Origin of the sequence: Streptomyces sp. SCSIO 75703, from assembly GCF_036607905.1 — a bacterium.
Lineage (GTDB): Bacteria > Actinomycetota > Actinomycetes > Streptomycetales > Streptomycetaceae > Streptomyces.
The window spans coordinates 2596962-2621905 of record NZ_CP144555.1 but is presented as its reverse complement, the minus strand read 5'-3'; the positions used below and the strand labels follow the sequence as shown (position 1 = coordinate 2621905).

23 protein-coding genes and 1 pseudogene are annotated in these 24944 nt (G+C 73.2%); 7 read left to right on the top strand and 17 right to left on the bottom strand.

Annotated features, from left to right (window positions below):
- Positions 1–165 precede the first annotated feature (165 nt).
- On the top strand, positions 166–531 hold the full coding sequence (locus VM636_RS11285; RefSeq protein ID WP_030422436.1) for a hypothetical protein: 366 nt from the start codon (positions 166–168) through the stop codon (positions 529–531).
- 99 nt (positions 532–630) lie between these two features.
- Here the strand turns inward: VM636_RS11285 and VM636_RS11280 are convergent, their stop codons facing one another.
- The 5 genes and pseudogenes from VM636_RS11280 to afsQ1 form a co-directional block, all read right to left on the bottom strand.
- Positions 631–834: a PspC domain-containing protein gene (locus VM636_RS11280; RefSeq protein WP_030422437.1), complete on the bottom strand. Its 204-nt coding sequence runs from the start codon at positions 832–834 to the stop codon at positions 631–633.
- Between the two features lie 94 nt (positions 835–928).
- Positions 929–1480 (bottom strand): VanZ family protein, encoded by a 552-nt coding sequence (locus tag VM636_RS11275; protein WP_053914616.1) that lies wholly within the window; start codon positions 1478–1480, stop codon positions 929–931.
- A gap of 1021 nt (positions 1481–2501) precedes the next feature.
- The gene (locus VM636_RS11270; RefSeq protein WP_053914615.1) at positions 2502–3107 is read right to left on the bottom strand and encodes a hypothetical protein; all 606 of its coding nucleotides are present in this window, start codon (positions 3105–3107) and stop codon (positions 2502–2504) included.
- Positions 3108–3568: 461 nt separating this feature from the next.
- A pseudogene (locus VM636_RS11265) lies at positions 3569–5110 on the bottom strand (HAMP domain-containing sensor histidine kinase); the annotation flags it as partial.
- Positions 5107–5784 (bottom strand): two-component system response regulator AfsQ1, encoded by a 678-nt coding sequence (afsQ1, locus tag VM636_RS11260; protein WP_024883374.1) that lies wholly within the window; start codon positions 5782–5784, stop codon positions 5107–5109. The pseudogene VM636_RS11265 and the gene afsQ1, both read right to left, overlap by 4 nt.
- A 328-nt stretch (positions 5785–6112) precedes the next feature.
- On the opposite strand from afsQ1, the gene VM636_RS11255 reads away from it, so the two are divergent.
- Complete coding sequence (locus VM636_RS11255; RefSeq protein ID WP_030422443.1) at positions 6113–6919, top strand: SigE family RNA polymerase sigma factor; 807 nt, start codon at positions 6113–6115, stop codon at positions 6917–6919.
- A 355-nt stretch (positions 6920–7274) separates the two neighbouring features.
- Here VM636_RS11255 and VM636_RS11250 read toward each other — a convergent pair whose 3' ends face one another.
- Entirely contained in the window at positions 7275–7979 is a 705-nt protein-coding gene (locus VM636_RS11250) for a uridine kinase (protein WP_107091430.1), read from the bottom strand.
- Positions 7980–8055: 76 nt separating this feature from the next.
- Here VM636_RS11250 and VM636_RS11245 point away from each other — a divergent pair, with 76 nt between their 5' ends.
- Positions 8056–8469 (top strand): hypothetical protein, encoded by a 414-nt coding sequence (locus VM636_RS11245; RefSeq protein ID WP_030422445.1) that lies wholly within the window; start codon positions 8056–8058, stop codon positions 8467–8469.
- 105 nt (positions 8470–8574) lie between these two features.
- Here the strand turns inward: VM636_RS11245 and VM636_RS11240 are convergent, their stop codons facing one another.
- Genes VM636_RS11240 through deoC form a run of 3 tightly spaced genes read right to left on the bottom strand, consistent with a single transcriptional unit; the run spans position 8575 to position 11904 of the window.
- Complete coding sequence (locus VM636_RS11240) at positions 8575–9465, bottom strand: aldehyde dehydrogenase family protein (RefSeq protein ID WP_053914613.1); 891 nt, start codon at positions 9463–9465, stop codon at positions 8575–8577.
- Positions 9458–10903, bottom strand: coding sequence for an aldehyde dehydrogenase family protein (locus VM636_RS11235; protein WP_053914637.1), 1446 nt, complete (start codon positions 10901–10903; stop codon positions 9458–9460). The genes VM636_RS11240 and VM636_RS11235 overlap by 8 nt, the downstream gene beginning before the upstream one ends.
- Positions 10904–10914: 11 nt before the next feature.
- A complete protein-coding gene (deoC, locus tag VM636_RS11230) occupies positions 10915–11904 on the bottom strand; it encodes a deoxyribose-phosphate aldolase (protein WP_030422448.1) in 990 nt (329 codons plus the stop codon).
- A 93-nt stretch (positions 11905–11997) separates the two neighbouring features.
- Here deoC and VM636_RS11225 point away from each other — a divergent pair, with 93 nt between their 5' ends.
- A complete protein-coding gene (locus VM636_RS11225) occupies positions 11998–12678 on the top strand; it encodes a PH domain-containing protein (RefSeq protein ID WP_053914612.1) in 681 nt (226 codons plus the stop codon).
- Positions 12679–13061: 383 nt separating this feature from the next.
- Here the strand turns inward: VM636_RS11225 and VM636_RS11220 are convergent, their stop codons facing one another.
- From VM636_RS11220 to VM636_RS11210, 3 genes are all read right to left on the bottom strand, one after another.
- Entirely contained in the window at positions 13062–14693 is a 1632-nt protein-coding gene (locus VM636_RS11220) for a phospho-sugar mutase (RefSeq protein ID WP_030422450.1), read from the bottom strand.
- 376 nt (positions 14694–15069) lie between these two features.
- Complete coding sequence (locus VM636_RS11215) at positions 15070–15894, bottom strand: purine-nucleoside phosphorylase (RefSeq protein WP_053914611.1); 825 nt, start codon at positions 15892–15894, stop codon at positions 15070–15072.
- A 91-nt stretch (positions 15895–15985) separates the two neighbouring features.
- On the bottom strand, positions 15986–16423 hold the full coding sequence (locus tag VM636_RS11210) for a gamma-glutamylcyclotransferase (RefSeq protein ID WP_030422452.1): 438 nt from the start codon (positions 16421–16423) through the stop codon (positions 15986–15988).
- Between the two features lie 86 nt (positions 16424–16509).
- Between VM636_RS11210 and VM636_RS11205 the strand changes: the two genes are divergently transcribed.
- Together VM636_RS11205 and VM636_RS11200 are read left to right on the top strand one after the other, a co-directional pair.
- Positions 16510–17958: an NAD(P)H-quinone dehydrogenase gene (locus VM636_RS11205; protein ID WP_030422453.1), complete on the top strand. Its 1449-nt coding sequence runs from the start codon at positions 16510–16512 to the stop codon at positions 17956–17958.
- A 319-nt stretch (positions 17959–18277) separates the two neighbouring features.
- Positions 18278–19264 carry a DeoR/GlpR family DNA-binding transcription regulator gene (locus VM636_RS11200; protein ID WP_078856188.1) on the top strand — a complete coding sequence of 329 codons (987 nt, stop codon included), beginning with the start codon at positions 18278–18280 and terminating at the stop codon, positions 19262–19264.
- 66 nt (positions 19265–19330) lie between these two features.
- Here the strand turns inward: VM636_RS11200 and VM636_RS11195 are convergent, their stop codons facing one another.
- The gene (locus VM636_RS11195; protein ID WP_338484311.1) at positions 19331–21106 is read right to left on the bottom strand and encodes an acetyl/propionyl/methylcrotonyl-CoA carboxylase subunit alpha; all 1776 of its coding nucleotides are present in this window, start codon (positions 21104–21106) and stop codon (positions 19331–19333) included.
- Positions 21107–21470: 364 nt separating this feature from the next.
- Here VM636_RS11195 and VM636_RS11190 point away from each other — a divergent pair, with 364 nt between their 5' ends.
- Positions 21471–22022, top strand: coding sequence for a hypothetical protein (locus tag VM636_RS11190; RefSeq protein WP_078962867.1), 552 nt, complete (start codon positions 21471–21473; stop codon positions 22020–22022).
- On the opposite strand, the gene VM636_RS11185 is transcribed toward VM636_RS11190, so the two are convergent.
- The 4 genes from VM636_RS11185 to VM636_RS11170 form a co-directional block, all read right to left on the bottom strand.
- Positions 21991–22611 (bottom strand): nucleoside triphosphate pyrophosphatase, encoded by a 621-nt coding sequence (locus tag VM636_RS11185; RefSeq protein WP_053914815.1) that lies wholly within the window; start codon positions 22609–22611, stop codon positions 21991–21993. The genes VM636_RS11190 and VM636_RS11185 overlap by 32 nt on opposite strands.
- Positions 22612–22660: 49 nt before the next feature.
- Positions 22661–22789 (bottom strand): hypothetical protein, encoded by a 129-nt coding sequence (locus VM636_RS11180; protein ID WP_078856319.1) that lies wholly within the window; start codon positions 22787–22789, stop codon positions 22661–22663.
- Between the two features lie 261 nt (positions 22790–23050).
- Positions 23051–23260, bottom strand: a complete 210-nt coding sequence (locus VM636_RS11175) for an acyl-CoA carboxylase epsilon subunit (protein ID WP_053914816.1) — start codon at positions 23258–23260, stop codon at positions 23051–23053.
- An 82-nt stretch (positions 23261–23342) separates the two neighbouring features.
- Complete coding sequence (locus VM636_RS11170) at positions 23343–24941, bottom strand: acyl-CoA carboxylase subunit beta (protein WP_338484310.1); 1599 nt, start codon at positions 24939–24941, stop codon at positions 23343–23345.
- Between the last annotated feature and the right edge of the window lie 3 nt (positions 24942–24944).

Below are 24944 nucleotides of genomic sequence, written 5' to 3'. Positions count from 1 at the left end.
TGCGGCTTTCCTGTCACGTGCAGAGAGAGCACATCGGGCGGCGATCCGGAATGTGGACGGGCGTTCACCAGGTGTCCGCATTTCGATGTTTGCCGCGGGCGGCGTGGCGTGTTTACGGTCGGGAAACCGCTCACCTCCCCATATACCGTTTCGAGGACGCATTCCATGAAGCAGTCTGCCGCCAAGACCCTCGGCATCGCCGCCCTCGGTGCCGCCTTCGCCGCCGCCGGCGCGGGCGCGGCCAACGCCGCCCCGGCGCTGCCGGACGCCGCCCAGACGCTGGACGGCGTCGCCCGCACGCTGCCCGCCGAGTCGGTCTCCGAGGCGCTGCCGGGCGCGGGCAACGCGCTGACCCAGGGCACGGGCATCGCCGGGCGCGGCCTGTCCGCGGCGCAGCCGGTCGCCGAACAGCTCCTCGACGAGCAGATCTCCCAGGGCCCGACCAAGCCGGTGGCCGGCCTGCTCGGCGGTCTGCCCACCCAGGGTCTGCCCACCCAGGGTCTGCCGGTCAACGGCATCCCGCTCGGCTGAGCCCGACACCCCCCACGACACGCCGAAGGGGCGCACCCGTACGCACGGGTGCGCCCCTTCGGCGTGCCGGGACACGGTGCGACCCGTGGCACGCACCGGTCACCAGGCCCGGCGCGCGGCCGCCTCCTCGGACGGGAGCAGCACCCACAGCGCGAGGTAGAGGACGAACTGCGGTCCGGGCAGCAGACACGACAGCAGGAAGAGCACCCGCATGGTGCCGGCCGAGGTGCCGAAGCGCCGTGCCAGCGCGGCACACACTCCGCCGATCATGCGGCCGTGGGTGGGACGGGCGAGGCTGGACATCGCGGCTCCTTCGTCGGCGCGGGGCGGGACGGCCGGCCCGGCCGCCCTCATCGTCCTTCCACGGTACGGAGACGACCCGGTGCGCGGCCTCGCCCTACGGTGCGATCCCGACCCTGGGAATCGTCGGGGTCCGCCCCTGAAGAGGCTCGTCCCGCGGAAGGTCCGCCGGCCGCTCCCGCTCCACCCTGCGGCGCAGCCGGGCCCGGCCCGCCGGGACCACCGCGAGGTGCGCGAGCGCCACGCCGAGGGTGTTGAGCCACAGCGAGTCGACGTCGACGACCTGGCCGGGCACGCCGGTCTGGAGCAACTCGATGCCGAGGGAGAGCAGAGCGGCGGCCGCCGTCGTCCGCAACAGGGACGCGAGCGGCGAAACGGCCAGCCGGCCGTTCACCACGGGCAGCAGGACGCCGAGTGGTGCCAAGAGAAGAAGCGATCCTCCCAGCGAACGCACCGCCGCCGGCCAGCCCAGCGCCAGATCGGCCCGGACACCGGCCAGCGGACGCAGATTCGGCGGCGCCACCCAGGGCACGTCCAGAGGCCGCAGCGTGAACCAGGCCACCAGCACGAGATGCGCGACCAGGAGCACGCTTCCCGTGGCACGGATGCGGATCGCGGCACGGCCGCCGATAGAGCCTTCACGCTGCACGCACCCCTAGACGCGGCCTTCGCCGCCCACGGTTCCGACCGCTCCCACCGAAGGGTGAGTCTTACGCCACACGCCGGAGCGTCCGCGGGCGTGCGGCGCGGTGCCGCGCCGGGGGAGCGGCGGGCGCGTGGCCGGGGAGTGGCGTGGGGGGACTCGCCCGGCTGGGCGTGTCGGGGCCGTACCGCGTGTCGGCCGCCGGTCGGGTGTGTGCCGGGCCCGCCAGGGACGGTCCGACTCGGCGCGGCGGAGGCGGCTTGCCCAGCCGGGTGTGTCGGTGACCGTCGTGCGTGGTTGCCGCCCGGTCGGGCGTGTCCTCCGACTCGCCCGGGATGCTCCGGGCCGGCACGGTGGGCGTCGCGTCCCGCGGCCGGGCGCGTCGCGCCACGCCCGGGCCGCCTCGTCTCCGCGCGGCGGAGCGCGACCCGCCCGGTTCGGCGTGTCACTGGCCGTTCTGCGCGGTGTTCGCCGCTCGGGCACGTCGCGCCACGCCCGGGGGGTGCCCGAGCCCGCACGACGGAGGGAGGCGGCGACCGGCCGACGTGTCGCGGGAGCGCGTAAGCGCTTAACCCAACACCGCCGTGACACCTTCGATCCGCACGATGGGGGCAGCACATTTCACTGGCGTGTCACCGGTACACGTAAGCGTGTGAACCGACATGCCCAAGACGTCCTCGCTGCGCATCGTGGAGGAGACGTGTCGGTCGGCGTGTCACCGGCGTACGTAAGCGCTTAACCGCCAGCGTTTAACCGACACACCGGGGATGCCCTCGACCCGCACCATGGAGACGACTCGCTCGGTTCGGTGTGTCACCGGCATGCGCAAGCGTTTACCCAACACCCCTCGACACTCCAACCCCGCACCACGGAGGCGGCTCGCCCGGCGCGGCATGTCAGCGACCCGCCGACACCGGGAACCCCGGCCGCGCGTGTTCCCCGACCCACCCGAGACGGCCCGCCCCCGCCCCGCGCAAGCCCACCCCACGCGTGTCTCCCCCCACATGCGTGCCACCCGGCGCTCCGCTCACTCCCCGTGCACCGGAGTCGACGGTGGTTCCGTGGTGCCCGGGCGGGCGCGGACCTCGTCGGTGCAGATGTACCGGCGGGGAGGGACGTCCCCGGGGCCGGCCAGGACGACCGAGCCGTCGCCCTCGGCCACCGCGGAGACGGAGAGGGTGCAGACGACCTGGGCGAGGGCGTACGACGTGAGGTCGCCCGGCGCGGTGCCGAGCCGTAGCGTGCCCTCGGGGTCGTCGGGGCGGGGCCCCTTCACCTCGGCGCCGCCGCGCACGTCGGTGGTGTACCCGGCGCTCCGCTCCGCGGTCGAGGGCGGTACCGCGAGGAGTGTGAGCAGCCCCTGCGCCATCAGCACCCGCCGCTCGGCGCCCGCCGTGCCGTCCGGGACGCGTACCGTCCGGTCGGCGGCCACCAGGGACGATCCGCAGAGCAGGAAGATCCGCACCGGCGTGCCGGGCGCCGACCGGGTCGACGCGTCCGCCTCGGGGGCCACGCAGCGCACCCGTGAGGGGGCGGGGCCGTAGTCCGTGGGCACCTCCGTGGCGCGGATGCCGCACCCGGCGAGCAGCACCGCGAGCAGGGGGAGCGCCAGGAGGCGGCGGCGTACGGTCATCAGCCCTGTCCCTTCGCATGCTTGCCGTCACCGGCGTCGTCCTCCCGGCCGTCGGCGGCACCCCCGTCCGGCTCCCCGCCGTCTCCACCGTCGCCGTCCCCGGGGGCGGCCCGCTCCCCGGAACCACCGTCCGCACGAGACCCCCCGGAGCCGCTGGCCCCACCAGGCTCTCCGGCCTCTTCAGCCCCGCCGGACCCCACAGCCCCGCCGGACCCCACAGCCCCGCCGGACCCCACAGCCCCGCCGGACCCCACAGCCTCGTTGGGTCCGGTAGACCCGGTAGACCCGGTAGACCCGGTAGACCCGGTAGACCCGGCAGACCCGGCAGACCCACCGGTCCCCACAGCCCCGCCAGTCTCACCAGCCCCGCCCAAGCCCGCGCCCTCAGTGCTCCCCGCAGCCCCAGTGCCCCCGGCACTCCCGGCGCCCCCACCACCCCGGCCGGCGTCCCCGCCCCCGTTCCCGTCCTCGTCCCCCTCCGGCGGTTCCGAGGCGTCCTGGGGCAGGCGCAGGACGAAGACCGCGCCGCCCTCGGGCAGGTTCTCCGCGGTGATCTCGCCGCCGTGGATGTGGGCGTTCTCCAGGGCGATGGACAGCCCCAGTCCGCTGCCCTCGGAGCGCGGGCGGGCGGCGCTGGCCTTGTAGAAGCGGTCGAAGACGTGCGGGAGGACGTCCTCGGGGATGCCGGGGCCGTGGTCCCGTACCCGGATGACGACCTCGTCGTCCGCGCGGACCACCGACACCCGCACCGGCGAGCCGCCGTGCTTGAGGGCGTTGCCGATGAGGTTGGCCAGGATGACGTCCAGGCGGCGCGGGTCGAGGCGGGCGTGGATGCCGCGTTCGGCGTCGAGGTCGACGGCGTCGAGCCAGGCGCGGGCGTCGATGCAGGCGGTGATCTGGTCGGCGACGTCGACGTCGTCCAGGACGAGCCGGGCGGTGCCCGCGTCGAAGCGGGTCACCTCCATCAGGTTCTCCACCAGGTCGTTCAGCCGCCGTGTCTCGCTCACGACCAGCCGCACGGCGGGTTCGATCATGGGGTCGATGCCGCCGCCCTCGAACTCCAGCTCGTCCTCCAGCACCTCCGTGACCGCGGTGATGGCCGTCAGCGGAGTGCGCAGTTCGTGGCTCATGTCGGCCACGAACCGCCGGGACGCCTGCTCGCGGGCCGCCATGTCCGCGACCCGTTTCTCCAGGGCCTCGGCGGCGGCGTTGAACGTGCGGGAGAGGTCGGCCAGTTCGTCGGTGCCGGAGACCCGGAGCCGGGTGTCGAGCCGGCCCTCGCCGAGCCGGCGCGCCGCGACGCCGAGCCGGTGCACCGGCTTGAGGACGGTGGTGGCGGCGGCCTGGGCGAGGAGCGCGGAGCCGATCAGCGCGAGCCCGGTGGCGATGCCCAGCGACCAGGCCAGCGAGTTGAGGTCCTTGGCCTCCGGTTCCAGCGATTTGAGCAGGTACCCGGTGGGGCCGCCGCCGATCACCTTCGTGCCGGCCACCAGGTACGGCGTGTCGTCGACGACGACACGCTGCCAGTACAGGTGGTACGCGTGTTTGTTGGCCGAGGTGAGCTTCTGCTCCTTGTTCACCGCGGCGCGCAGCGGGGCGGGCACGTCGGAGAGCGAGAAGCCGCCGACGCCGCCGGAGCTGCCGGTGACCGTCTTCCCGTCGGCGGTGTCGGCGAGCAGCAGCACGCCGAAGCGCTGGCTGCTGTTGGCCATCTGTCCGGCGGTGTGCTGAAGTTCGTCCTGGGTGGGGTGTTCGGGCAGGGCGCCGGCCCGGTTCTGCATCTCCAGTTCGAAGTCGCGCAGGACGGCGTCCTGGGTGCGGTTGAGCACCGCCTCCCGGTTGAGCCAGTAGGCGATGCCGGACGCGGAGACGGCCGCGGTGAGCGCGACCAGCCCGAAGACGACGGCCAGCCGCAGCCGCAGGCTGGTGAGGCGCAGCCGCGACCAGATTCCCTTGCGCGTCGCGGCCCAGCCGCGAGATCCCCCCTGGTGATCCGGTGTCACTGAGGCGGGTCCAGCCGGTAGCCGACACCGCGCACGGTACGAATGAGGGTCGGGGACGAGGGCACGTCCTCGACCTTGGCGCGCAGCCGCTGCACGCAGGCGTCCACGAGGCGGGAGTCGCCGAGGTAGTCGTGTTCCCACACGAGGCGCAGCAACTGCTGCCGGGACAGCGCCTGTCCGGGGCGCCGGCTCAGCTCCAGCAGCAGCCGCAGCTCGGTCGGCGTGAGCTGGAGGTCCTCGCCGTTCTTGGTGACGGTCATGGCCGAGCGGTCGATGACGAGGCTGCCGAAGGTGGCCGAGTCGCTGGACTCCCGTTCGCCGCGTCGCAGCACCGCGCGGATACGGGCGTCGAGCACCCGGCCCTGCACGGGCTTGACGACGTAGTCGTCGGCGCCGGACTCCAGGCCGACGACCACGTCGATGTCGTCGTTGCGCGCGGTGAGCAGGATGATCGGCAACTGGTCCGTGCGGCGGATGCGCCGGCACACCTCGAAACCGTCGATACCGGGCAGCATCACATCCAGCACGATCAGATCCGGTCGCTGCTCGCGCAGGAGCTTCAGACCGTCCTCACCGCTGGCAGCGGTCGCCACGCGGTGACCCTGGCGCGTCAGCGAGAGCTCCAGGGCCGTCCGGATGGCGTCGTCGTCCTCGATCAGCAACAGGGAAGGCACGCGCTCATTCTGGCCCATGGAGGGCATGTGGTTCGACCCGTGGGCCCGGATGCGACCTGCCTCGCCGTCGGAGCCTGTGAAGGATGTGTGGCGGTGCGGTGACCGGGCCCTGTGACAGGTCTGTGACAGTCGACAGACACGGTGATGAAGTCACCCGGGCAGGATTTTCGGTACCGGCAGGCCGCGACAGTACGACAGCACGGCACCAGAGCACGGCACGGCACGGGCAACACAGACAGCACGACGGAACGGCGGTACGGCGCCTCGCACGGCCGGAACGCCGCGCCACAGCAGACCGACACCGGAAGTCCACGACGGGGGGCGCGAGATGAACACGCTGCACGGCTTCAGCACCAGCGCAGTGATCACGCGTCTGCACGACGTGAACGTCAACCGGTGTTCAGAGAAGTCCGGTGCCGTGAGCGGGCGGGGGTGCGCTCGCGGCACCGGACGACAGCACACCGGACACGCGCAGTCGTGGCTCCCGCAGCCCCGCATGACGGTGGTCGACACGCCGGCCGTGGACCGGGAGGACGCCCAGGACCGGGGGGACCGGGGCGACACGCGCGGGGGAGTGGTGTACGGGACGGCCCGGGGGGAGCGCCGTTCGTCGTCGGAGGCGGAGTTCACCGCCTACGTGCAGGAGCGGCGGGCCTCCCTGTACGCCACCGCCTACCACCTGACCGGCGACCGCCACGAGGCCGAGGACCTGCTCCAGAGCGCGCTCTTCTCGACCTACCGCGCGTGGGAGCGGATCAGCGACAAGGCGGCCGTCGGCGGCTACCTGCGCCGCACCATGACCAACCTGCACATCAGTGCCTGGCGGCGCCGCAAGCTCAACGAGTACCCGACCGAGGAACTGCCGGAGACGCCCGGCGACACGGACGCCATGCGCGGCACCGAACTGCGCACCGTCCTGTGGCAGGCGCTCGCCCGGCTGCCCGAACTCCAGCGCACCATGCTGGTCCTGCGCTACTACGAGGGCCGTACGGACCCGGAGATCGCGGACATCCTCGACATCAGCGTCGGCACGGTGAAGTCCAGCATCTGGCGCTCGCTGCGCCGGCTGCGACAGGACGAGGTCCTGAGCCTCGGCCGTGACCGGGAGGACGCCTTCGGCGAACTGGTCGCCTGAGGCAGCAGGGCCCCGGAAGAACCCGCGAAAAAAGTACGGCCTGGGGTGTATCAGGGGGGAGAACCCGGGCTCTTACTCACGGGGAAGCGCCCACGGGGGAGCACGACGGGCGAGCGGGGGACGGGGGGCCCTCACGGGGGAACACGGGGGACCCCCGACGGGGGGAAGGAAAACGGGGGAAAGTCCCACGGGGGAACGGGGGAGCGAAAGTCCCACGGGGGAACAACGGGGCCGAGGGGGGGATACGGGGGAAACACGGGGGAGCACCACGGGAGCGGGGCTGGAGGGCCGGGGGGTCCGTCCAGCCCCGCTCCGCCGTGTGCGCGGGGGAGGTGCTCCGGGCGCGGGCGGCGCGCTACGCGACCGTACGCGCCGTCGCGCACCGGCCCGCCGCGGCGGCCGCCAGCCGGCCCATCGCCTCGTCCCGGCCGCAGGCGTGAGCGCCCAGCGCCGTCTGCCGCGCGATGATCGACCGCTCCTGCCGCATCAGCCGCCAGCCGCGCCGCAACAGGAACGGCACCGACTTGCGACCCTCGCGCAGATCCCGCAGGAACCGCCGCCGGAACGTGGTCAGCGGACCCCTGCTGAGGCACAACGCGTCCGCCAGGAGACCCAGTTCGCGGCAGCGCGTGACGATCTCCGCGGCGAAGATGCCCTCCGCGAGGAAGAGCGGCGTCCGCCCGATGTCGACCCCGTCCTCGCCGGTGCGGGCGCTCAGCGAGATGTCGTAGACCGGTACGCGCGTACGGCCCGACCGGCACAGCTCGGTGATCGCCGCGACGGCGGCCTCGGCGTCCCAGGAGCCGGGGTGATCCCAGTCGATGTCCGAACTGCCCGCCACCAGCGGCAGCGTCGGGTCGGAGCCCTCCTTGTAGAAGTCGTCGAGCCGCAGCACGGGCAGACCGGAGCGGGCGGCGAGGAGGGACTTGCCGGAGCCGGAGGGGCCGCAGAGCAGCACGACTCGCGTGGGTATGGGCGGATGGGAGCTCACGGGACACCAGTCTGAGGCATCGAACGGCCGTCGTACGACCCCGCGGGTCGGCTTTGAAGCACGCGTCACATCTCAACTACGCTACGCGTCGAACCGATTACCCTTCGCGGTGATCCGACGTCCCCCAGCACGAGGTGGCACAGCGATGGCCCGACACGCCTCCCCCCGCACCCCGCACGCCCAGCGCGCCCTGCTCGCCCTCGCCGCCGCCGGGGCGGCCCTGGCGGCCGGCGCGGCCGGCGCCTCGGCGGCGGACTCCGGCGACACCACCCTCGCCGGGGTCGCCCACACCCGGCCCACCTCGCTCGGCAACATCGACCCGCAGGCCGGCCTCGAAGCCGTCACGGGCACCGTCGGTCACGTCACCGGACCGGTCGCCGACCTCAAGCCCAACCCGCTGGCGGGCACGGGCGTCGACCCGCTCGACAACGGCGTCGGCACCCAGCTCGCCGACTTCCAGCCGCTCACCTCGACGGCCCTGACCGGCCCGGTGGCCCAGGCCGAGTCGCTGGGCGCGGTCCCGGTCCTCGGCCAGGCGGTCGGCCTGTTGCGCGGCTGACCCGCCGCCCGCGAGGCGCCCCGTAACGAGAACCGCGCCGCCCCCCGGAGGAGAGGGCGGCGCGGTCCGCTCGCGGGGCCACTCGATGACCTCGGAGGCGTGGCCTCAGTACGACGAACCCGACGCCCCCAGCGCGCCCGTGGGGTGCCAGACCGTCTTCGTCTCCAGGAAGGCCGTCATGCGCTCGGTGCCGGGCGTCGCCGACCAGTCGTCCACAGGCTGTGGACGAAGGACGCGCTTGAGGTTGTCCGCCGCCGCGATCTCCAGTGCCTTCGCCAGTTCCTCGCCGGCGCCCGCCAGGTCGATCGCGTTGACGTCCTGGTGCGCGGCGAGCGGGGCGGCGATCTCCGCGGTACGGCCGGAGAGGATGTTGACCACCCCGCCGGGCAGGTCGGAGGTGGCCAGCACCTCGCCCAGCGAGAGCGCCGGGAGCGGGACCCGCTCGCCCGCGACGACGACCGCCGTGTTGCCGGTGGCGATCACCGGGGCGAGCACCGAGACCAGCCCCAGGAAGGACGACTCCTGGGGCGCCAGGACGGCGACCACACCGGTCGGTTCCGGGGAGGACAGGTTGAAGTACGGGCCCGCGACCGGGTTGCCGCCGCCGACCACCTGGGCGATCTTGTCGGTCCAGCCCGCGTACCAGACCCAGCGGTCGATCGCCGCGTCCACCTGCTGGGCGGCCCTGGCCTTCGACAGCCCCTCCGCCCCGGCCACCTCGCGGACGTACTGGTCCCGGCGGCCCTCCAGCATCTCGGCGATCCGGTACAGGATCTGGCCCCGGTTGTACGCCGTCGCGCCCGACCAGCCGCCGAACGCCTTGCGTGCGGCGACCACCGCGTCCCGGGCGTCCTTGCGGGAGGACAGCGGCGCGTTCGCCAGCCACGTGCCCTTCGAGTCCGTCACCTCGTACACCCGGCCGCTCTCCGAACGCGGGAACTTCCCGCCGATGTACAGCTTGTAGGTCTTGAGGACACTCAGTCGCGCGTCAGACATCGAGGTACGCCTCCAGACCGTGACGGCCGCCCTCGCGGCCGAAGCCCGACTCCTTGTAGCCGCCGAACGGCGAGGTCGGGTCGAACTTGTTGAACGTGTTGGACCAGACGACACCCGCCCGGAGCCTGTTCGCCACCGCGAGGATGCGCGAGCCCTTCTCCGTCCAGATGCCCGCCGACAGGCCGTACGGCGTGTTGTTGGCCTTGGCGACGGCCTCGTCCGGCGTGCGGAAGGTGAGCACGGACAGGACCGGGCCGAAGATCTCGTCCCGGGCGACCGTGTGCGCCTGCGTCACGTTGGTGAACAGCGTCGGCGCGAACCAGTAGCCCTGTTCCGGCAGTTCGCACGCCGGAGACCAGCGCTCGGCGCCCTCCGCCTCGCCGCGGTCCGCGAGTTCGGTGATGCGGGCGAGCTGCTGCGCCGAGTTGATGGCGCCGATGTCCGTGTTCTTGTCCAGCGGATCGCCCAGGCGCAGCGTGGAGACGCGGCGCTTGAGCGCGTCCAGAACCTCGTCGTGCACCGACTCCTGCACCAGCAGGCGGGAACCCGCGCAGCAGACCTGGCCCTGGTTGAAGAAGATGCCGTTGACGATGCCCTCGACGGCCTGGTCGAGCGGGGCGTCGTCGAAGACGATGTTGGCGCCCTTCCCGCCCAGCTCCAGCGTGAGCTTCTTGCGGGTGCCGGCGACCGTGCGCGCGATCTGCTTGCCGACCGCCGTCGACCCGGTGAACGCCACCTTGTCCACACCGGGGTGCGCCACCAGCGCCGCCCCGGCCCGGCCGTCGCCGGTCACGATGTTGACGACGCCCTTGGGCAGGCCCGCCTGACGGCAGACGTCCGCGAAGAAGAGCGCCGACAGCGGCGTCGTCTCGGCCGGCTTCAGCACCACCGTGTTGCCGGTGGCCAGCGCCGGGGCGACCTTCCACGCCAGCATCAGCAACGGGAAGTTCCACGGGATGACCTGGCCCGCCACGCCCAGCGGCCGCGGGTCGGGACCGTACCCGGCGTGCGAGAGCTTGTCGGCCCAGCCCGCGTGGTAGAAGAAGTGCGCCGCGACCAGCGGCAGGTCCGCGTCGCGGGTCTCCCGGATCGGCTTGCCGTTGTCCAGCGTCTCCAGGACCGCCAGCTCACGGCCGCGCTCCTGGATGATCCGCGCGATCCGGAACAGGTACTTGGCGCGCTCCGCGCCCGGCAGCGCCGGCCACGTCTCGAACGCCTTGCGCGCGGCCCGGACCGCCCGGTCCACGTCCGCCTCGCCGGCCTCCGCGACCTCGGAGAGGACCTCCTCGGTGGCGGGGGAGACCGTCTTGAAGACCTTGCCGTCGGCCGCCTCGGCGAACTCCCCGTCGATGAACAGGCCGTAGGACGGGGCGATGTCGACGACCGCGCGGGACTCCGGGGCCGGTGCGTACTCGAATGCGGATGTCCGCTTTTCCATGGTCATGGGGGTCAGTCCACCGTCACGTAGTCGGGGCCGGAGTAGCGGCCCGTGGCCAGCTTCTGGCGCTGCATCAGCAGATCGTTCAGCAGGGAGGACGCGCCGAAGCGGAACCAGTGGTTGTCCAGCCAGTCCTCGCCCGCCGTCTCGTTGACCAGGACGAGGAACTTGATCGCGTCCTTCGCGGTGCGGATGCCGCCGGCCGGCTTCACACCGACCTGCACGCCCGTCTGCGCGCGGAAGTCGCGGACCGCCTCCAGCATGAGCAGCGTGTTGGCCGGGGTCGCGTTCACCGCCACCTTGCCGGTGGAGGTCTTGATGAAGTCCGCCCCCGCCAGCATCCCGAGCCAACTCGCCCGGCGGATGTTGTCGTACGTCGACAGCTCGCCCGTCTCGAAGATCACCTTGAGCCGGGCGGAGGCGCCGCACGCCTCCTTCACGGCGGTGATCTCGTCGTGGACCTTGAGGTAGTCCCCCGCGAGGAACGCGCCCCGGTCGATGACCATGTCGACCTCGTCGGCGCCCGCCGCCACGGCCTCGCGCACGTCGGCCAGCTTCACGGCCATCGAGGCGCGGCCCGCCGGGAACGCCGTGGCGACCGAGGCGACCTTGACGCCGGAGCCGGCCACCGCCTCCCTGGCGAAGGGCACCATGTCGGGATACACGCAGACCGCAGCCGTCGAGGGGGTCGCGCGGTCGGTCGGGTCGGGGCGGACCGCCTTGGCGCCCAGCGCCCGGACCTTGCCCGGGGTGTCCGCGCCTTCCAGCGTCGTCAGGTCGACCATCGAGATGGCCAGGTCGAGGGCGTACGCCTTCGCGGTGGTCTTGATGGAACGGGTGCCGAGCGAGGCGGCACGCGCCTCCAGGCCGACCGCGTCGACGCCGGGCAGCCCGTGGAGGAAGCGGCGCAGCGTGCTGTCGGACGCGGTGACGTCCGCGAGTCCGGGGGCGGACGCGGCGGAGGCATCGGGTGCGGGTGCAGCGGGTGCAGTGGTGGGCATGGTCACCAGGCGAGCATATCTACGCGCGTAGCGGCTGTACAGTCCCCGGTCCGCCTTCCGACGCCCCCGGGGGCGTCGTGCACAATCGGCACCATGACGACCCCGCAGCACCCCTCACCGCCGTCGGCACCCGGCTCCCGGGACCGGATCTACCGCTCGCCCGCGGGCGTCGTCGGCGGCGTCCTGCTGCTGGCCCTCGTCGCCTGGCTCGGCATCGACGCCCTCGTCGTCGGCGAGGGACGCACCCCCTGGACGGCCGTCGCCGTGATGCTCTTCCTCACGCCGCTCATCGTCGCCTACACGGTGCGGCCCGCCGTCTTCGCCGACGACGAGCGGATGCGGGTGCGCAACCCGTTCCGCGTGATCGTGCTGCCCTGGGGCCGTGTCGCCTCGCTGCGCTCCGGCTACACCAACGAGGTCGTCGACGAGGACGGCACCAAGTACCAGCTCTGGGCGCTCCCCGTCTCCCTGCGTGCCCGCAACAAGGCCGCCCGCCAGGAGGCCCGGCGCACCGCCGGGGAGAACCGCGGGGGCACCACCAGCGGCCGGGGCGCGTACGGCGGACGCGGCGTCCGCGGCACGGGCGTCGCCACCGCGGACGGGCCGCAGCGGGCCGAGAGCGACAGGGCCGTCGACGAACTGCGGCAGCTCATGGCGGCGCACGAGGGCGCCCCCGAAACCTCCGGCGGGGTCACCGTGCGCTGGGCCTACGAGGTCATCGCGCCGGCCGCGGCGGGCGCCGTGCTCCTGGCGGCGCTGCTCGCGCTGGGGTGACCCGCCCCGCTCGTCGGGCCGGGCGCGGTGAGCGTGCCGTTCCGGGCGCCGGTCCGCCGGGTGCGGCCCGTGGCGGGGCGGGGGTGAGGGCCCGGTTCCGTGGTGGGGCGTCCGGCTTCCGTGGTGCCCCCGTCCGGCGGGAGCGGCCCGTACGGCGCGCTGTGCCGGGCGCGGTGAGCGTGTGCCGTTCCGGGGCGGGGCGAGACGGCCCGGTTCCGCGGGGGCGGTCGTGCCGCGTGGTGGCCCGGCCCGCGGTGAGCGGTCCGTACGGGTTCCCGCCGGGGCGGGCCGAGCCGGCCGGTGGGCCCGGCGTCCCTCCGGAATCACCCGGTGGGGGTACCCCCGTGTGAGGTACCCCCACCGTGGCGTTCGGGTGAGCCGTCTCAGATGCCCGCCGCCGCCGACAGGTCCCGCTTGAGCGCCGCCAGCAGCTCCGCCGCCCGCACGCGCGCGTCCGGGAGGGCGGCGTGGTCCGCGACCGGCACGACCGCCTCCAGGTAGCACTTCAGCTTCGGCTCCGTACCGCTCGGCCGGACGATCACCCGGGCCCCCTCCAGCGTGTACCGCAGGCCGTCCGTCGGCGGCAGGGTCCCGGTGCCTCGCGTCAGGTCCTCCGCCCGCGTCACCTCCAGGCCGGCCAGCCTCGCGGGCGGCTGCTCCCGCAGGCGCCGCATCGCCTCGGCGATCACCGAGAGGTCCTCCACCCGCACCGCGAGCTGGTCGGTGGCGTGCAGCCCGTGCTCCACCGCCAGGTCGTCCAGCAGGTCCGTCAGCGTCCGCCCGGCCTCCTTGAGGACCGAGGCCAGCTCCGTGATCAGGAGCGCCGCGGTGATGCCGTCCTTGTCGCGGACCCCCTCCGGGTCCACGCAGTAGCCGAGCGCCTCCTCGTAGCCGTAGCGCAGGCCCTCGACACGGGCGATCCACTTGAAGCCGGTCAGCGTCTCGGCGTGCGGCAGACCCGCCGCGCCCGCGATCCGGCCGAGCAGCGAGGACGACACGATCGACTCCGCGAACGTGCCGCGCGCGCCGCGCGCCACCAGGTGCGCGGCGAGCAGCGCGCCGACCTCGTCGCCCCGCAGCATGCGCCAGTCGCCGCCGTCCGGCACGGCCACCGCGCAGCGGTCCGCGTCCGGGTCGTTGGCGATGATCAGGTCGGGCCCCGTGGCGCGGGCCCGCGCGAAGGCGAGGTCCATCGCGCCCGGCTCCTCCGGGTTCGGGAAGGCGACCGTCGGGAAGTCCGGGTCCGGCTCGGCCTGCTCCGCCACCAGCTCCGGTGCCGGGAAACCGGCGCGGGCGAAGGCCGCGAGCAGGGTGTCCTTGCCGACGCCGTGCATCGCCGTGTAGACCGTCCGCGCGGTGCGGGGAGAGCCCTCGGCGAGGACGGCGTCCGTACGGGCCAGGTAGGCGTCCGTCACCGCGTCGTCCAGCGTCTCCCAGCCGGAGTCCGGCCGGGGCACGTCCGCCAGCGCGCGGACGGCGGCGATCTCGGCGGCGATCTCGGCGTCGGCGGGCGGGACGATCTGCGAACCGTCGCCCAGGTAGACCTTGTACCCGTTGTCCCTCGGCGGGTTGTGGCTGGCGGTGACCTCCACGCCGGCCACGGCACCCAGGTGCCGGATGGCGAAGGCCAGGACAGGCGTGGGCAGCGGGCGGGGCAGCACCGCCGCGCGCAGGCCGGCACCGGTCATCACCGCGGCGGTGTCCCGGGCGAAGTCGGCGGACTTGTGGCGGGCGTCGTAGCCGATGACGACCAGGCCGCCGGCGTGTCCCCGCTTCCTCAGGTACGCGGCGAGACCGGCCGCCGCGCGGATGACCACCGAGCGGTTCATGCGCAGGGGGCCCGCGCCCAGCTCGCCGCGCAGGCCCGCGGTCCCGAACTGGAGCGTGCCGGCGAAACGGGCGGCGAGTTCGGCGTGGTCCTCGGCGTCGAGGAGCCGGGCGAGTTCCGCGCGCGTGTCCGCGTCGGGGTCCTCGGCCAGCCAAGCCTGGGCGCGTGCGAGGAGGTCGTCTTGCATGCGGGTGCCTCTTCCGTGCGGGGTGCCTGCGGCGCGTGTACGGGGGTGCGGGCGGCGGCGTGCCGCGGTGGTGCGGGTACGCGTCGTCGCCTGCGACGGGTTGGGTGCGGGGGGCGAACCGGGTGGGTGGTCGGGGCTCCGGCCGCGGTGGTCCGTCCCGCCCCTCTCGTGGGACGGCGGGTCGCCGCCGGTCGCGTCCGCGCGGTCACGCGAGACGGGGGGTGCGCGCGGCGTGAGGGCCCGGGCCGGGGGCGTCCGTCCTCGGAGCGGCGCGGAATCCGCCGTTCACCGAGGTGCCGGAGCCGGCGCGCCGCACGTCGCGGGCGGACGCCACCCCGGCACGCCCTCGCCGCCGTACGCGGGTGCGGGCCGCCGGTTACAGGCGGCCCAGGAGCCGGGCGAGGAGTTCGCCCATGCGGGTGGCGGAGTCGCGGCCCGCCTGGAGGACCTCCTCGTGGTTGAGGGGTTCACCCGTCATGCCGGCCGCCAGGTTGGTCACCAGGGAGATGCCCAGGACCTCGGCGCCCGCCTCGCGCGCCGCGATGGCCTCCAGGACCGTCGACATGCCCACCAGGTCCGCGCCGATCACCCGGGCCATGCGGATCTCCGCCGGGGTCTCGTAGTGCGGGCCGGGGAACTGCGCGTAGACGCCCTCCTCCAGCGTGGGGTCGACCTCCTTGCACAGCGCGCGCAGGCGCGGGGAGTACAGGTCGGTGAGGTCGACGAAGTTGGCGCCGACGATGGGGGAGGCCGCCGTGAGGTTGATGTGGTCGCTGATCAGGACCGGCTGGCCGGGGCGCATGCCCTCGCGCAGGCCGCCGCAGCCGTTGGTGAGGACGACCGACTTGACGCCCGCGGCCGCCGCCGTGCGGACGCCGTGGGCGACCGCCGCCACCCCGTGCCCCTCGTAGTAGTGGGTGCGGCCGAGGAAGACCAGCGCGCGCTTGTCACCGATGGCGTACGAGCGGATCCTGCCGCCGTGCCCCTCGACCGCCGGCGGCGGGAAGCCGGGCAGCTCGGTGACCTGGAGATCGGCCTCGGGGGCGCCCAGGGCGTCCACGGCCGGTGCCCAGCCGGAGCCCATCACGAGGGCGACGTCGTGGGTCTCGGCGCCGGTGAGTTCGCGCAGGCGGGCCGCGGCGGCGTCGGCGGCGGCGTAGGGGTCGCCCTGGATGTCGTCCGGAAGAAGAGATGCGTTCACGCGGACGAGGGTAGCCGGTCTTTGCCTACGCGCGTAGATGTGTGGGCGGGCCGGTGACCGATCGTTGTCTTGTCGTTTCCGGCGGGCCCCCTCAGCAGGGACGCTTGCGCAGCTCCATCACGTAGTCGTGCGGCGCCCCCGCCGACTCGGCCGCGTCGGCCACCTCGCCCAGGTAGCGCGCCGAGGGCAGGCCGCCCTCGTAGCCATTGAGGACGTAGGTCCAGGCGCCGTCCTCGCCGTCCAGGGTGTGCACGCGCACGCGCGTGCGCCGGTAGATGTCCAGGCCCACGCCCTCCCAGCGGTCCAGCGACTCCTCGTCCATCGGGGCGATGTCGTAGAGGGCGACGAAGACCTGGGAGAGGGGGTCCTCGACGAGGGTCGCCAGCGCGCCCTCCCAGCCCATGTGCTCGCCCCCGAACGTCAGCCGCCACCCGTTCAGCCAGCCGGTGGCGCGCAGCGGCGAATGCGGGGCGCGGCGGGTCATCAGCCGCGCGTCGAGGTTGCCGGCGTACGCGGCGTAGAGCGACATGCCACGAGCGTACGGCAGGGCGCCCCGGGGGCCACTTCCGTCACGGACGTGCCCCCGGGCGGCTCGGCGCGGCGGGGTGCGGGACAATGGAGTACGTGACTCGGATCGTGATCATCGGTGGCGGACCCGGCGGATACGAAGCGGCGCTGGTGGCCGCGCAGCTCGGCGCGGAGGTGACCGTCGTCGACTGCGACGGTCTGGGCGGGGCGTCGGTGCTGACCGACTGCGTGCCGTCCAAGACCCTGATCGCCACGGCGGAGGTGATGACCACCTTCGACTCCTCCTACGAGGAGCTGGGCATCATCGTCGCCGACGACACGCCGCCCCTGGAGCGGGCCGCCCGCGTGGTCGGCGTGGACCTGGGCAAGGTCAACCGCCGGGTCAAACGGCTCGCGCTGGCGCAGTCCCACGACATCACCGCCTCCGTCACCCGCGCGGGCGCGCGCGTGATGCGCGGACGCGGCCGGCTGGAGGGCATGCAGGCCCTCGACGGCTCCCGCAAGGTGGTCGTGCGGGCCGCCGACGGCAGCGAGGAGACCCTCACCGCGGACGCCGTGCTCGTCGCCACCGGCGGGCACCCGCGCGAGCTGGCCGACGCCCGCCCCGACGGCGAGCGCATCCTCAACTGGACCCAGGTCTACGACCTCGACGAGCTGCCCGAGGAGCTCATCGTGGTCGGCTCCGGCGTGACCGGCGCCGAGTTCGCCGGCGCCTACCAGGCGCTCGGTTCCAAGGTCACCCTCGTCTCCTCCCGTGACCGGGTGCTGCCCGGCGAGGACCCCGACGCCGCCGCCGTCCTGGAGGACGTCTTCCGGCGCCGCGGCATGAACGTCATGGCCCGCTCCCGCGCCCAGTCCGCCAAGCGGGTCGGGGACCGGGTGGAGGTCGCCCTCGCCGACGGGCGGGTCATCACCGGCTCGCACTGCCTGATGGCCGTCGGCGCCGTCCCCAACAGCGCGGGCATGGGCCTGGAGGAGGCCGGGGTGCGGCTGCGCGACTCCGGGCACATCCTCACCGACCGCGTCTCGCGCACCACCGCCCCGGGCGTCTACGCGGCCGGCGACGTGACCGGCGTCTTCGCCCTCGCCTCGGTGGCCGCCATGCAGGGGCGCATCGCCATGTACCACTTCCTCGGCGACGCGGTGGCCCCGCTCGACCTCAAGACCGTCTCGGCGAACGTCTTCACCGACCCCGAGATCGCCACCGTCGGCTACAGCCAGGCCGACGTCGACTCCGGCAGGATCGACGCCCGGGTCGTCAAACTGCCGCTGCTGCGCAACCCGCGCGCCAAGATGCAGGGCATCCGGGACGGCTTCGTCAAGATCTTCTGCCGGCCGGGCACCGAGATCGTGGTCGGCGGCGTCGTCGTCGCGCCGCGCGCCTCGGAACTCATCCACCCCATCTCGATCGCCGTCGACAACAACCTGACGGTGGAGCAGATCGCCAACGCCTTCACCGTCTACCCGTCGCTCTCCGGCTCCATCGCCGAGGTGGCCCGCCAGCTCCACACCCGCAAGAACGGCGGCGAGTCGTAACGGCCCCGGACGGTCGTCGCCGGGCATCCGAGGTGCCGATGCGGGCACGATCCGGACCCTTTGCGTGCCGGTGTGATCAAGAGGACCGGCGGCGCGCCCGGCGGCCGGAACCGTACGCAAGGTGACCGCCCACCCCCCGGACGGGTGGTCCCGCGGCCGGAACCGGTGTGCCGTGGTCACGGGCGGTCAGGGGACGTGCGCGTGGCATAGGCGCGGGGCGTAGGCTCCCATACCACCTCCGCGACGGCCGTGCGAACAACTTCTGTAATTCGGCGCATACTGCTGAAAGCAGACGGTCGTTGGGGTTACTGTCAGTTTCGTGTTCGCTGCAGAACGTCGCCAATTGATCCTCGAAATGGTGCGAGCGAACGGGGCCGTGTCGCTCCGTGAGCTCGCCCGCGTCGTCCAGACCTCCGAAGTGACCGTACGGCGGGACGTGCGCGCGCTGGAGGCAGAAGGACTCCTCGACCGCCGGCACGGCGGTGCGGTACTGCCGGGCGGATTCACGCGGGAGTCCGGCTTTCCGCAGAAGTCCCATCTCGCGACCGCGGAGAAGACGGCCATCGCCGACCTCGCCGCGGGATTCGTGTCCGAAGGCGAGGCCATCGTCGTCGGCGCCGGTACGACCACGCAGGAGCTGGCCCGCCGGCTCGCGCGGGTCCCCGGCCTGACCGTGGTCACCAACTCCCTCCTGGTCGCGCAGGCCCTGGCCCACGCCAACCGGGTGGAGGTGGTGATGACCGGCGGTACCCTCCGCGGTTCCAACTACGCCCTGGTCGGATCGGGCGCCGAGCAGTCCCTCCAGGGGCTGCGGGTCTCCAAGGCGTTCCTGTCCGGGAGCGGACTGACCGCCGAGCGGGGTCTGTCCACGTCCAACATGCTCTCCGCCTCCGTCGACCGTGCCCTGGTACAGGCCGCCGCCGAGGTGGTGGTCCTCGCCGACCACACCAAGCTGGGCACGGACACCATGTTCCAGACCGTGCCCACCGACCTCATCACCCGCCTGGTCACCGACGAACCCCTCGCCCACGACGACCGCGCCGGCACCGAGTTGCAGGCCCTCGCCGACCAGGGCGTACAGATCGCCGTGGCCGGCGCGTCCGGCGGCGGCTCCGGCCCGAAGGGCCCCGGAGGCGGCCCTGCCGCGGCCGATCCGGCCGCCGGGGGCCGGCAGCGCCGGGACGTGCCGCTGCCCGGACCCCGCCGCCAGGCCCCCGGCGCGGGCGCCGGCGTGCGCACGACCGCCCTGAACGAACAGAACCCCGGGGCCGAGCGGGCCCGGGTCGCGGATCTGCGCCGGCGCTGACCGGCTCCGCGTCCCTCCCGCTCGCCCCGGGGGTCACCCGACGGGGTGTCCCTCGTACGGGTTCCGTCAGTCCTTGATCTCGCAGATGGGGGCGCCGGAGGTGAGGGAGGCGCCGACTTGGGCGCTGAGGCCCTTGATGGTGCCGGACTTGTGGGCGTTGAGGGGCTGTTCCATCTTCATGGCTTCGAGGACGACGATGAGGTCGCCTTCCTTGACCTCTTGTCCGTCTTCGACGGCGATTTTGACGATGGTGCCCTGCATGGGGGAGGCGAGGGTGTCGCCGGAGGCGGCGGGGCCGGACTTCTTGGTGGCGCGGCGTTTGGGTTTGGCGCCGGCGGCGAGGCCGGTGCGGGCCAGGGACATGCCCAGGGAGACGGGCAGGGACACTTCCAGGCGTTTGCCGCCGACCTCGACGACGACGGTCTCGCGGCTGCTGTCGTCGGTGTCGGTGTCGGTGTCGGCGGGGGTGGTGAAGGGCGGGATCGTGTTGGTGAACTCGGTTTCGATCCAGCGGGTGTGGACCGTGAACGGGTCGTGGGTGCCGGTGAGTTCGGGGGCGAAGGCGGGGTCGCGGACGACGGCGCGGTGGAAGGGGATGGCGGTGGCCATGCCCTCGATGTGGAATTCGTCGAGGGCGCGGGCGGCGCGCTGGAGGGCTTCCTGGCGGGTGCGGCCGGTGACGATGAGTTTGGCGAGGAGGGAGTCCCAGGCGGGTCCGATGACGGAGCCGGTCTCGACGCCGGTGTCGAGGCGGACGCCGGGGCCGGTGGGCGGGGTGAAGCGGGTGACGGTGCCGGGGGCGGGCAGGAAGCCGCGGCCGGGGTCCTCGCCGTTGATGCGGAACTCGAAGGAGTGGCCGCGCAGGGGCGGGTCGTCGTAGCCGAGGGCTTCGCCGTCGGCGATGCGGAACATCTCGCGGACGAGGTCGATGCCGGCGACTTCCTCGGTGACGGGGTGTTCGACCTGGAGGCGGGTGTTGACCTCGAGGAAGGAGATGGTGCCGTCGAGGCCGACGAGGAACTCGACGGTGCCGGCGCCGACGTAGCCGGCTTCCTTCAGGATGGCCTTGGAGGCGGTGTAGAGCTGCTGGTTCTGGGTGTCGGAGAGGAAGGGGGCGGGGGCTTCCTCGACGAGTTTTTGGTGGCGGCGCTGCAGGGAGCAGTCGCGGGTGGAGACGACGACCACGTTGCCGTGGGTGTCGGCCAGGCACTGGGTCTCCACGTGGCGGGGCTTGTCGAGGTAGCGCTCGACGAAGCATTCGCCGCGGCCGAAGGCGGCCACCGCCTCGCGGACCGCCGACTCGTACAGTTCGGGTACCTCGTCGAGGGTGCGGGCGACCTTCAGGCCGCGTCCGCCGCCGCCGAAGGCGGCCTTGATCGCGATCGGCAGGCCGTGTTCCTGCGCGAAGGCGACGACCTCGTCGGCGCCGGAGACGGGGTCGGGGGTGCCGGCCACCAGCGGCGCGCCGGCACGCTGGGCGATGTGCCGGGCGGCGACCTTGTCACCGAGGTCCCGGATCGCCTGCGGCGGCGGACCGATCCAGATCAGCCCCGCGTCCAGCACCGCCTGGGCGAAATCGGCGTTCTCGGAGAGGAAACCGTAACCGGGATGGACCGCGTCCGCCCCCGACTCCGCCGCCGCCCGCAACACCTTCCCGACATCCAGATAACTCGTCCCGGGCGTGTCACCACCCAAAGCGAACGCCTCATCAGCGGCACGGACATGCAGAGCGTCCCGGTCCGGGTCCGCGTACACCGCCACACTCGCGATCCCCGCATCCCGGCACGCCCGGGCCACGCGGACAGCGATTTCGCCACGGTTGGCGATGAGCACCTTGCGCACGATTGAGGCTCCCTCCTTGAAACAAGCCGAGTTTAGGGACTGCCGACACGGCACATCGACCCGTCCCCGATGGTGAGCTTGCCCACACGGAGCGTGACGCGCGGCCCGCTCGACCCGCGAAAGCCCATGTCGCACCTTGGTACACAGGGCCCCTTCGGAAAACCCTAGCCCTCCGATGTGGCCAAGGTCTCTGTGAGAGCGCGCTGCGGCCCGCCGTGATTCTTTGTGGAGTCCCTACGAATGGCCCAACGATTCTTTGCCCTCGGCAGACCCCTTGTCGCCACGTTTACCGGTGAGTAGCGTTCGCGTCGACCCGAGGATACTCGGGGTAACCACAGTCGTGCTCGAAAGTGGGTGGGGGCCGGTGGTGCGCAGACCGGTGGCGTGCATCGTGGCGGTCGTGCTCTTCGCCGAGGCGTTCGGCGCCGTGGCGCTCAACTGGTTCCTGGGGGTCGTCGTCGACCGCCAGGAGATGTCCCTCGCGGGCCTGGATCCCGACGTGATGTCCGTGTCCTCGAAGGCCGCCGGCGTCGCCTTCGGGGCCTTCCTCGCCCTGGCCGCGCTCGTGGCCCTGCTGGTGGCGGTGCGCGGGCGCCGGCCCGCCGGACTCGGCCGCGCCCTGCTGATCGGGGCGGCCGTGGTGCACGGACTGCTCGGCGCCGTCGCCTGGGGGCTGGTGGGCCCCGGCGCCTTCGCCGTCATGATCCTGATTCTCGCGCTCCTCGTGCTGCTGCTGATGACCCATGACGGGCAGGGGCCTCGGGGGACACGGGAGCCGCCGGGGGACCGGGGGCCGGACGGGACGCAGGGGCCCCACGAGTCCCCGGAGCCGCCGCGGCGGGCCCAGGAGCCCGTGGCGGGCCCGGGCGAGGGCGCGATCGCGGTCAGTCCGCCGCCGGGGCCCACAAGTCCGTGAGGGCCACTCCGAGTTCGGCGAGCAGGCGGCGCAGCAGGGGCAGGCTGATGCCGATCACGTTCCCGTGGTCGCCGTCGATGCCGTCGAGGAACGGGGCCGAACGGCCGTCCAGCGTGAAGGCCCCCGCGACGTGCAACGGCTCGCCGGAGGCCACGTAGGCGGCGATCTCCTCGTCGGTCGGCTCGCCGAAGCGGACGACGGTGGAGGCGGTGGCCGAGGCGTAACGCCCCGAGAGCGTGTCGTGGACGCAGTGCCCGGTCTGGAGCGTGCCCGCCCGGCCGCGCATCGCCTTCCAGCGGGCGATGGCCTCCTCGGCGTCGGCGGGCTTGCCGAGCGCCCGCCCGTCCAGGTCGAGCACCGAGTCACAGCCGACCACCAGGGCGCCCTGCGCCTCGGGCCTCGCGGCCACGACGGACGCCTTGGCCTCGGCGAGGGCGAGGGCCAGTTCGGCGGGGGTGGGCGCGCTCACGGCGTCCTCGTCGACGCCGCTCACCATCACCTCGGGGGCCAGACCGGCCTGGCGCAGCAGCCCGAGCCGGGCGGGCGACTGGGAGGCGAGGACGAGTCGGCGGCGCGGCTGATCTGTCATGCCGCCAGCCTAATGGCGAGCCCGCCGCCGGCCGCGCCGTCCCCGCGGCCTACCGCACCCCGATCACGATCATGGTGAGCACCATGGCCAGCGCCAGCAGAACGCTCAGCCGCCGCAGCATGGCCTGCGTGTCCCGCAGTTCCTCGGGCGGCTCGTTCTCGGGGTCGGACCACAGCATGCCGCCATCGTCCGGCCCGGACCGGCACCCCGCCTGAGTACGCGTACTCAACTTGCCCACGGCGTGGAGCGGGGGCGGGCGAGCGCGGGGGCGCGGACGCGGCGCCGGACCCGCGTACGGGCCCGGCGTGCGGGTGCGCGGGGCCCTGGCGTACGTGCGGGTGGCCCGGGTCCTGGTTCAGGCTCCGGCGTACGTACGTGAGTGCGGGGGCCCGGGTCCCGGGTCAGGCTCCGGCGTGTGCCCAGGGCGCGCTGTGGCGGCTCACGCCCCCGGCCAGTAGGTGCGGCTCCAGGAGGCCGGGCCCGGCTGGGGCAGCCGGTGGCCGGCGATGCGGGCCGGGTCGGACCAGGAGTCCCGGGGAGCCGGCGTGCCGGCCGGCAGTGCCTGTGCCGCCACGGCGCGCGCCCGGACCACGGCCAGGGCGGCGGCGAGTTCTTCGGGGGTGGGGTTGCCGCGGACGACCTTGATCACGGTGGCTCCTGGGGTGGTCCCGGTGGGGGTGGTCCTGGTGGGGGTGTTCTGGTGGTGGTGGGGGTGTGGGGGGAGGGTGTGGTCAGAGGGGGATGTTGCCGTGTTTCTTCGGGGGGAGGGTTTCGCGTTTGGTGCGGAGTTGGCGTAGTCCCTGGACGATGTGGCGGCGGGTGTCGTGGGGCATGATGACGGCGTCGACGTAGCCGCGTTCGGCGGCGGTGTAGGGGTTGAGGAGGGCGTCCTCGTAGTCACGCATGAGGCGTGCGCGGGTGGCTTCGGCGTCGTCGGTGGTCTCGGCGTGGGCGAGGGTGCGGCGGTGGAGGATGTTGACGGCGCCCTGGGCGCCCATGACGGCGATCTGGGCGGTGGGCCAGGCGAGGTTGAGGTCGGCGCCGAGGTGTTTGGAGCCCATCACGTCGTAGGCGCCGCCGAAGGCCTTGCGGGTGATGACGGTGATGAGGGGGACGGTGGCCTCGGCGTAGGCGAAGATGAGTTTCGCGCCGCGGCGGATGATGCCGTCGTGTTCCTGGTCGACGCCGGGCAGGAAGCCGGGGACGTCGACGAAGGTGAGGACGGGCACGTTGAAGGCGTCGCAGGTCCGTACGAAGCGTGCGGCCTTCTCGGAGGCGGTGATGTCCAGGCAGCCGGCGAACTGCATCGGCTGGTTGGCGACCACTCCCACCGGGCGTCCCTCGACGCGGCCGAAGCCGGTGAGGATGTTCGGTGCGAACAGGGCCTGGGTCTCCAGGAACTCGCCGTCGTCCAGGACGTGTTCGATCACGGTGTGCATGTCGTAGGGCTGGTTCGCGCTGTCCGGGACGATGGCGTCCAGTTCGCGGTCCTCGTCGCTGACGGCGAGGTCGGCTTCCTCGGGGAAGGCGGGGGGTTCGGACAGGTTGTTCGACGGCAGGAACGACAGGAGCTGTGTGACGTACTCGATGGCGTCCTTCTCGTCGGCGGCCAGGTGGTGGGCGACCCCGGAGGCGGTGTTGTGGGTGCGGGCACCGCCCAGTTCCTCGAAGCCGACGTCCTCGCCGGTGACGGTCTTGATGACGTCCGGGCCGGTGATGAACATGTGCGAGGTCCCGTCGGCCATCACCGTGAAGTCCGTGATCGCCGGCGAGTACACCGCGCCGCCCGCGCACGGGCCCAGCACCAGGCTGATCTGCGGGATCACCCCGGAGGCGTGTGTGTTGCGGCGGAAGATCTCCCCGTAGGCGCCCAGTGAGGCCACACCCTCCTGGATCCGGGCGCCGCCGGAGTCGTTGATGCCCACGATGGGGCAGCCCGTCTTCAGCGCGAAGTCCATCACCTTGACGATCTTCTGCCCGTACACCTCGCCCAGCGCCCCGCCGAAGACGGTGAAGTCCTGCGAGAACACCGCCACCGGCCGTCCGTCCACCGTGCCGTACCCGGTCACGACACCGTCCCCGTAGGGCCGGTTCTCCTCCAGGCCGAAACTCGTCGAACGGTGCCGGGCGAACTCGTCCAGCTCCACGAACGAGCCCTCGTCCAGCAGCAACGCGATCCGCTCACGCGCCGTCAGCTTCCCCTTCGCGTGCTGCTTCTCCACCGCACGAGCGGACCCCGCATGCGTCGCCTCCTCGATACGACGCCTCAAATCCGCGAGCTTGCCCGCGGTCGTACGGATGTCGGGCTGCTGCGCTTCCGGCTCGGACATCGG

What these genes read in the sequence shown, in the direction of transcription:
- VM636_RS11285 (WP_030422436.1), top strand. Translation starts at nt 166, where the DNA reads ATGAAGCAGTCTGCCGCCAAGACCCTCGGCATCGCCGCCCTCGGTGCC.
- VM636_RS11280 (WP_030422437.1), bottom strand. Translation starts at nt 834, where the DNA reads ATGTCCAGCCTCGCCCGTCCCACCCACGGCCGCATGATCGGCGGAGTG.
- VM636_RS11270 (WP_053914615.1), bottom strand. Translation starts at nt 3,107, where the DNA reads ATGACCGTACGCCGCCGCCTCCTGGCGCTCCCCCTGCTCGCGGTGCTG.
- VM636_RS11255 (WP_030422443.1), top strand. Translation starts at nt 6,113, where the DNA reads ATGAACACGCTGCACGGCTTCAGCACCAGCGCAGTGATCACGCGTCTG.
- VM636_RS11245 (WP_030422445.1), top strand. Translation starts at nt 8,056, where the DNA reads ATGGCCCGACACGCCTCCCCCCGCACCCCGCACGCCCAGCGCGCCCTG.
- VM636_RS11240 (WP_053914613.1), bottom strand. Translation starts at nt 9,465, where the DNA reads ATGTCTGACGCGCGACTGAGTGTCCTCAAGACCTACAAGCTGTACATC.
- VM636_RS11235 (WP_053914637.1), bottom strand. Translation starts at nt 10,903, where the DNA reads ATGGAAAAGCGGACATCCGCATTCGAGTACGCACCGGCCCCGGAGTCC.
- deoC (WP_030422448.1), bottom strand. Translation starts at nt 11,904, where the DNA reads ATGCCCACCACTGCACCCGCTGCACCCGCACCCGATGCCTCCGCCGCG.
- VM636_RS11225 (WP_053914612.1), top strand. Translation starts at nt 11,998, where the DNA reads ATGACGACCCCGCAGCACCCCTCACCGCCGTCGGCACCCGGCTCCCGG.
- VM636_RS11220 (WP_030422450.1), bottom strand. Translation starts at nt 14,693, where the DNA reads ATGCAAGACGACCTCCTCGCACGCGCCCAGGCTTGGCTGGCCGAGGAC.
- VM636_RS11210 (WP_030422452.1), bottom strand. Translation starts at nt 16,423, where the DNA reads ATGTCGCTCTACGCCGCGTACGCCGGCAACCTCGACGCGCGGCTGATG.
- VM636_RS11205 (WP_030422453.1), top strand. Translation starts at nt 16,510, where the DNA reads ATGGAGTACGTGACTCGGATCGTGATCATCGGTGGCGGACCCGGCGGA.
- VM636_RS11185 (WP_053914815.1), bottom strand. Translation starts at nt 22,611, where the DNA reads ATGACAGATCAGCCGCGCCGCCGACTCGTCCTCGCCTCCCAGTCGCCC.
- VM636_RS11180 (WP_078856319.1), bottom strand. Translation starts at nt 22,789, where the DNA reads ATGCTGTGGTCCGACCCCGAGAACGAGCCGCCCGAGGAACTGCGGGAC.
- VM636_RS11170 (WP_338484310.1), bottom strand. Translation starts at nt 24,941, where the DNA reads ATGTCCGAGCCGGAAGCGCAGCAGCCCGACATCCGTACGACCGCGGGC.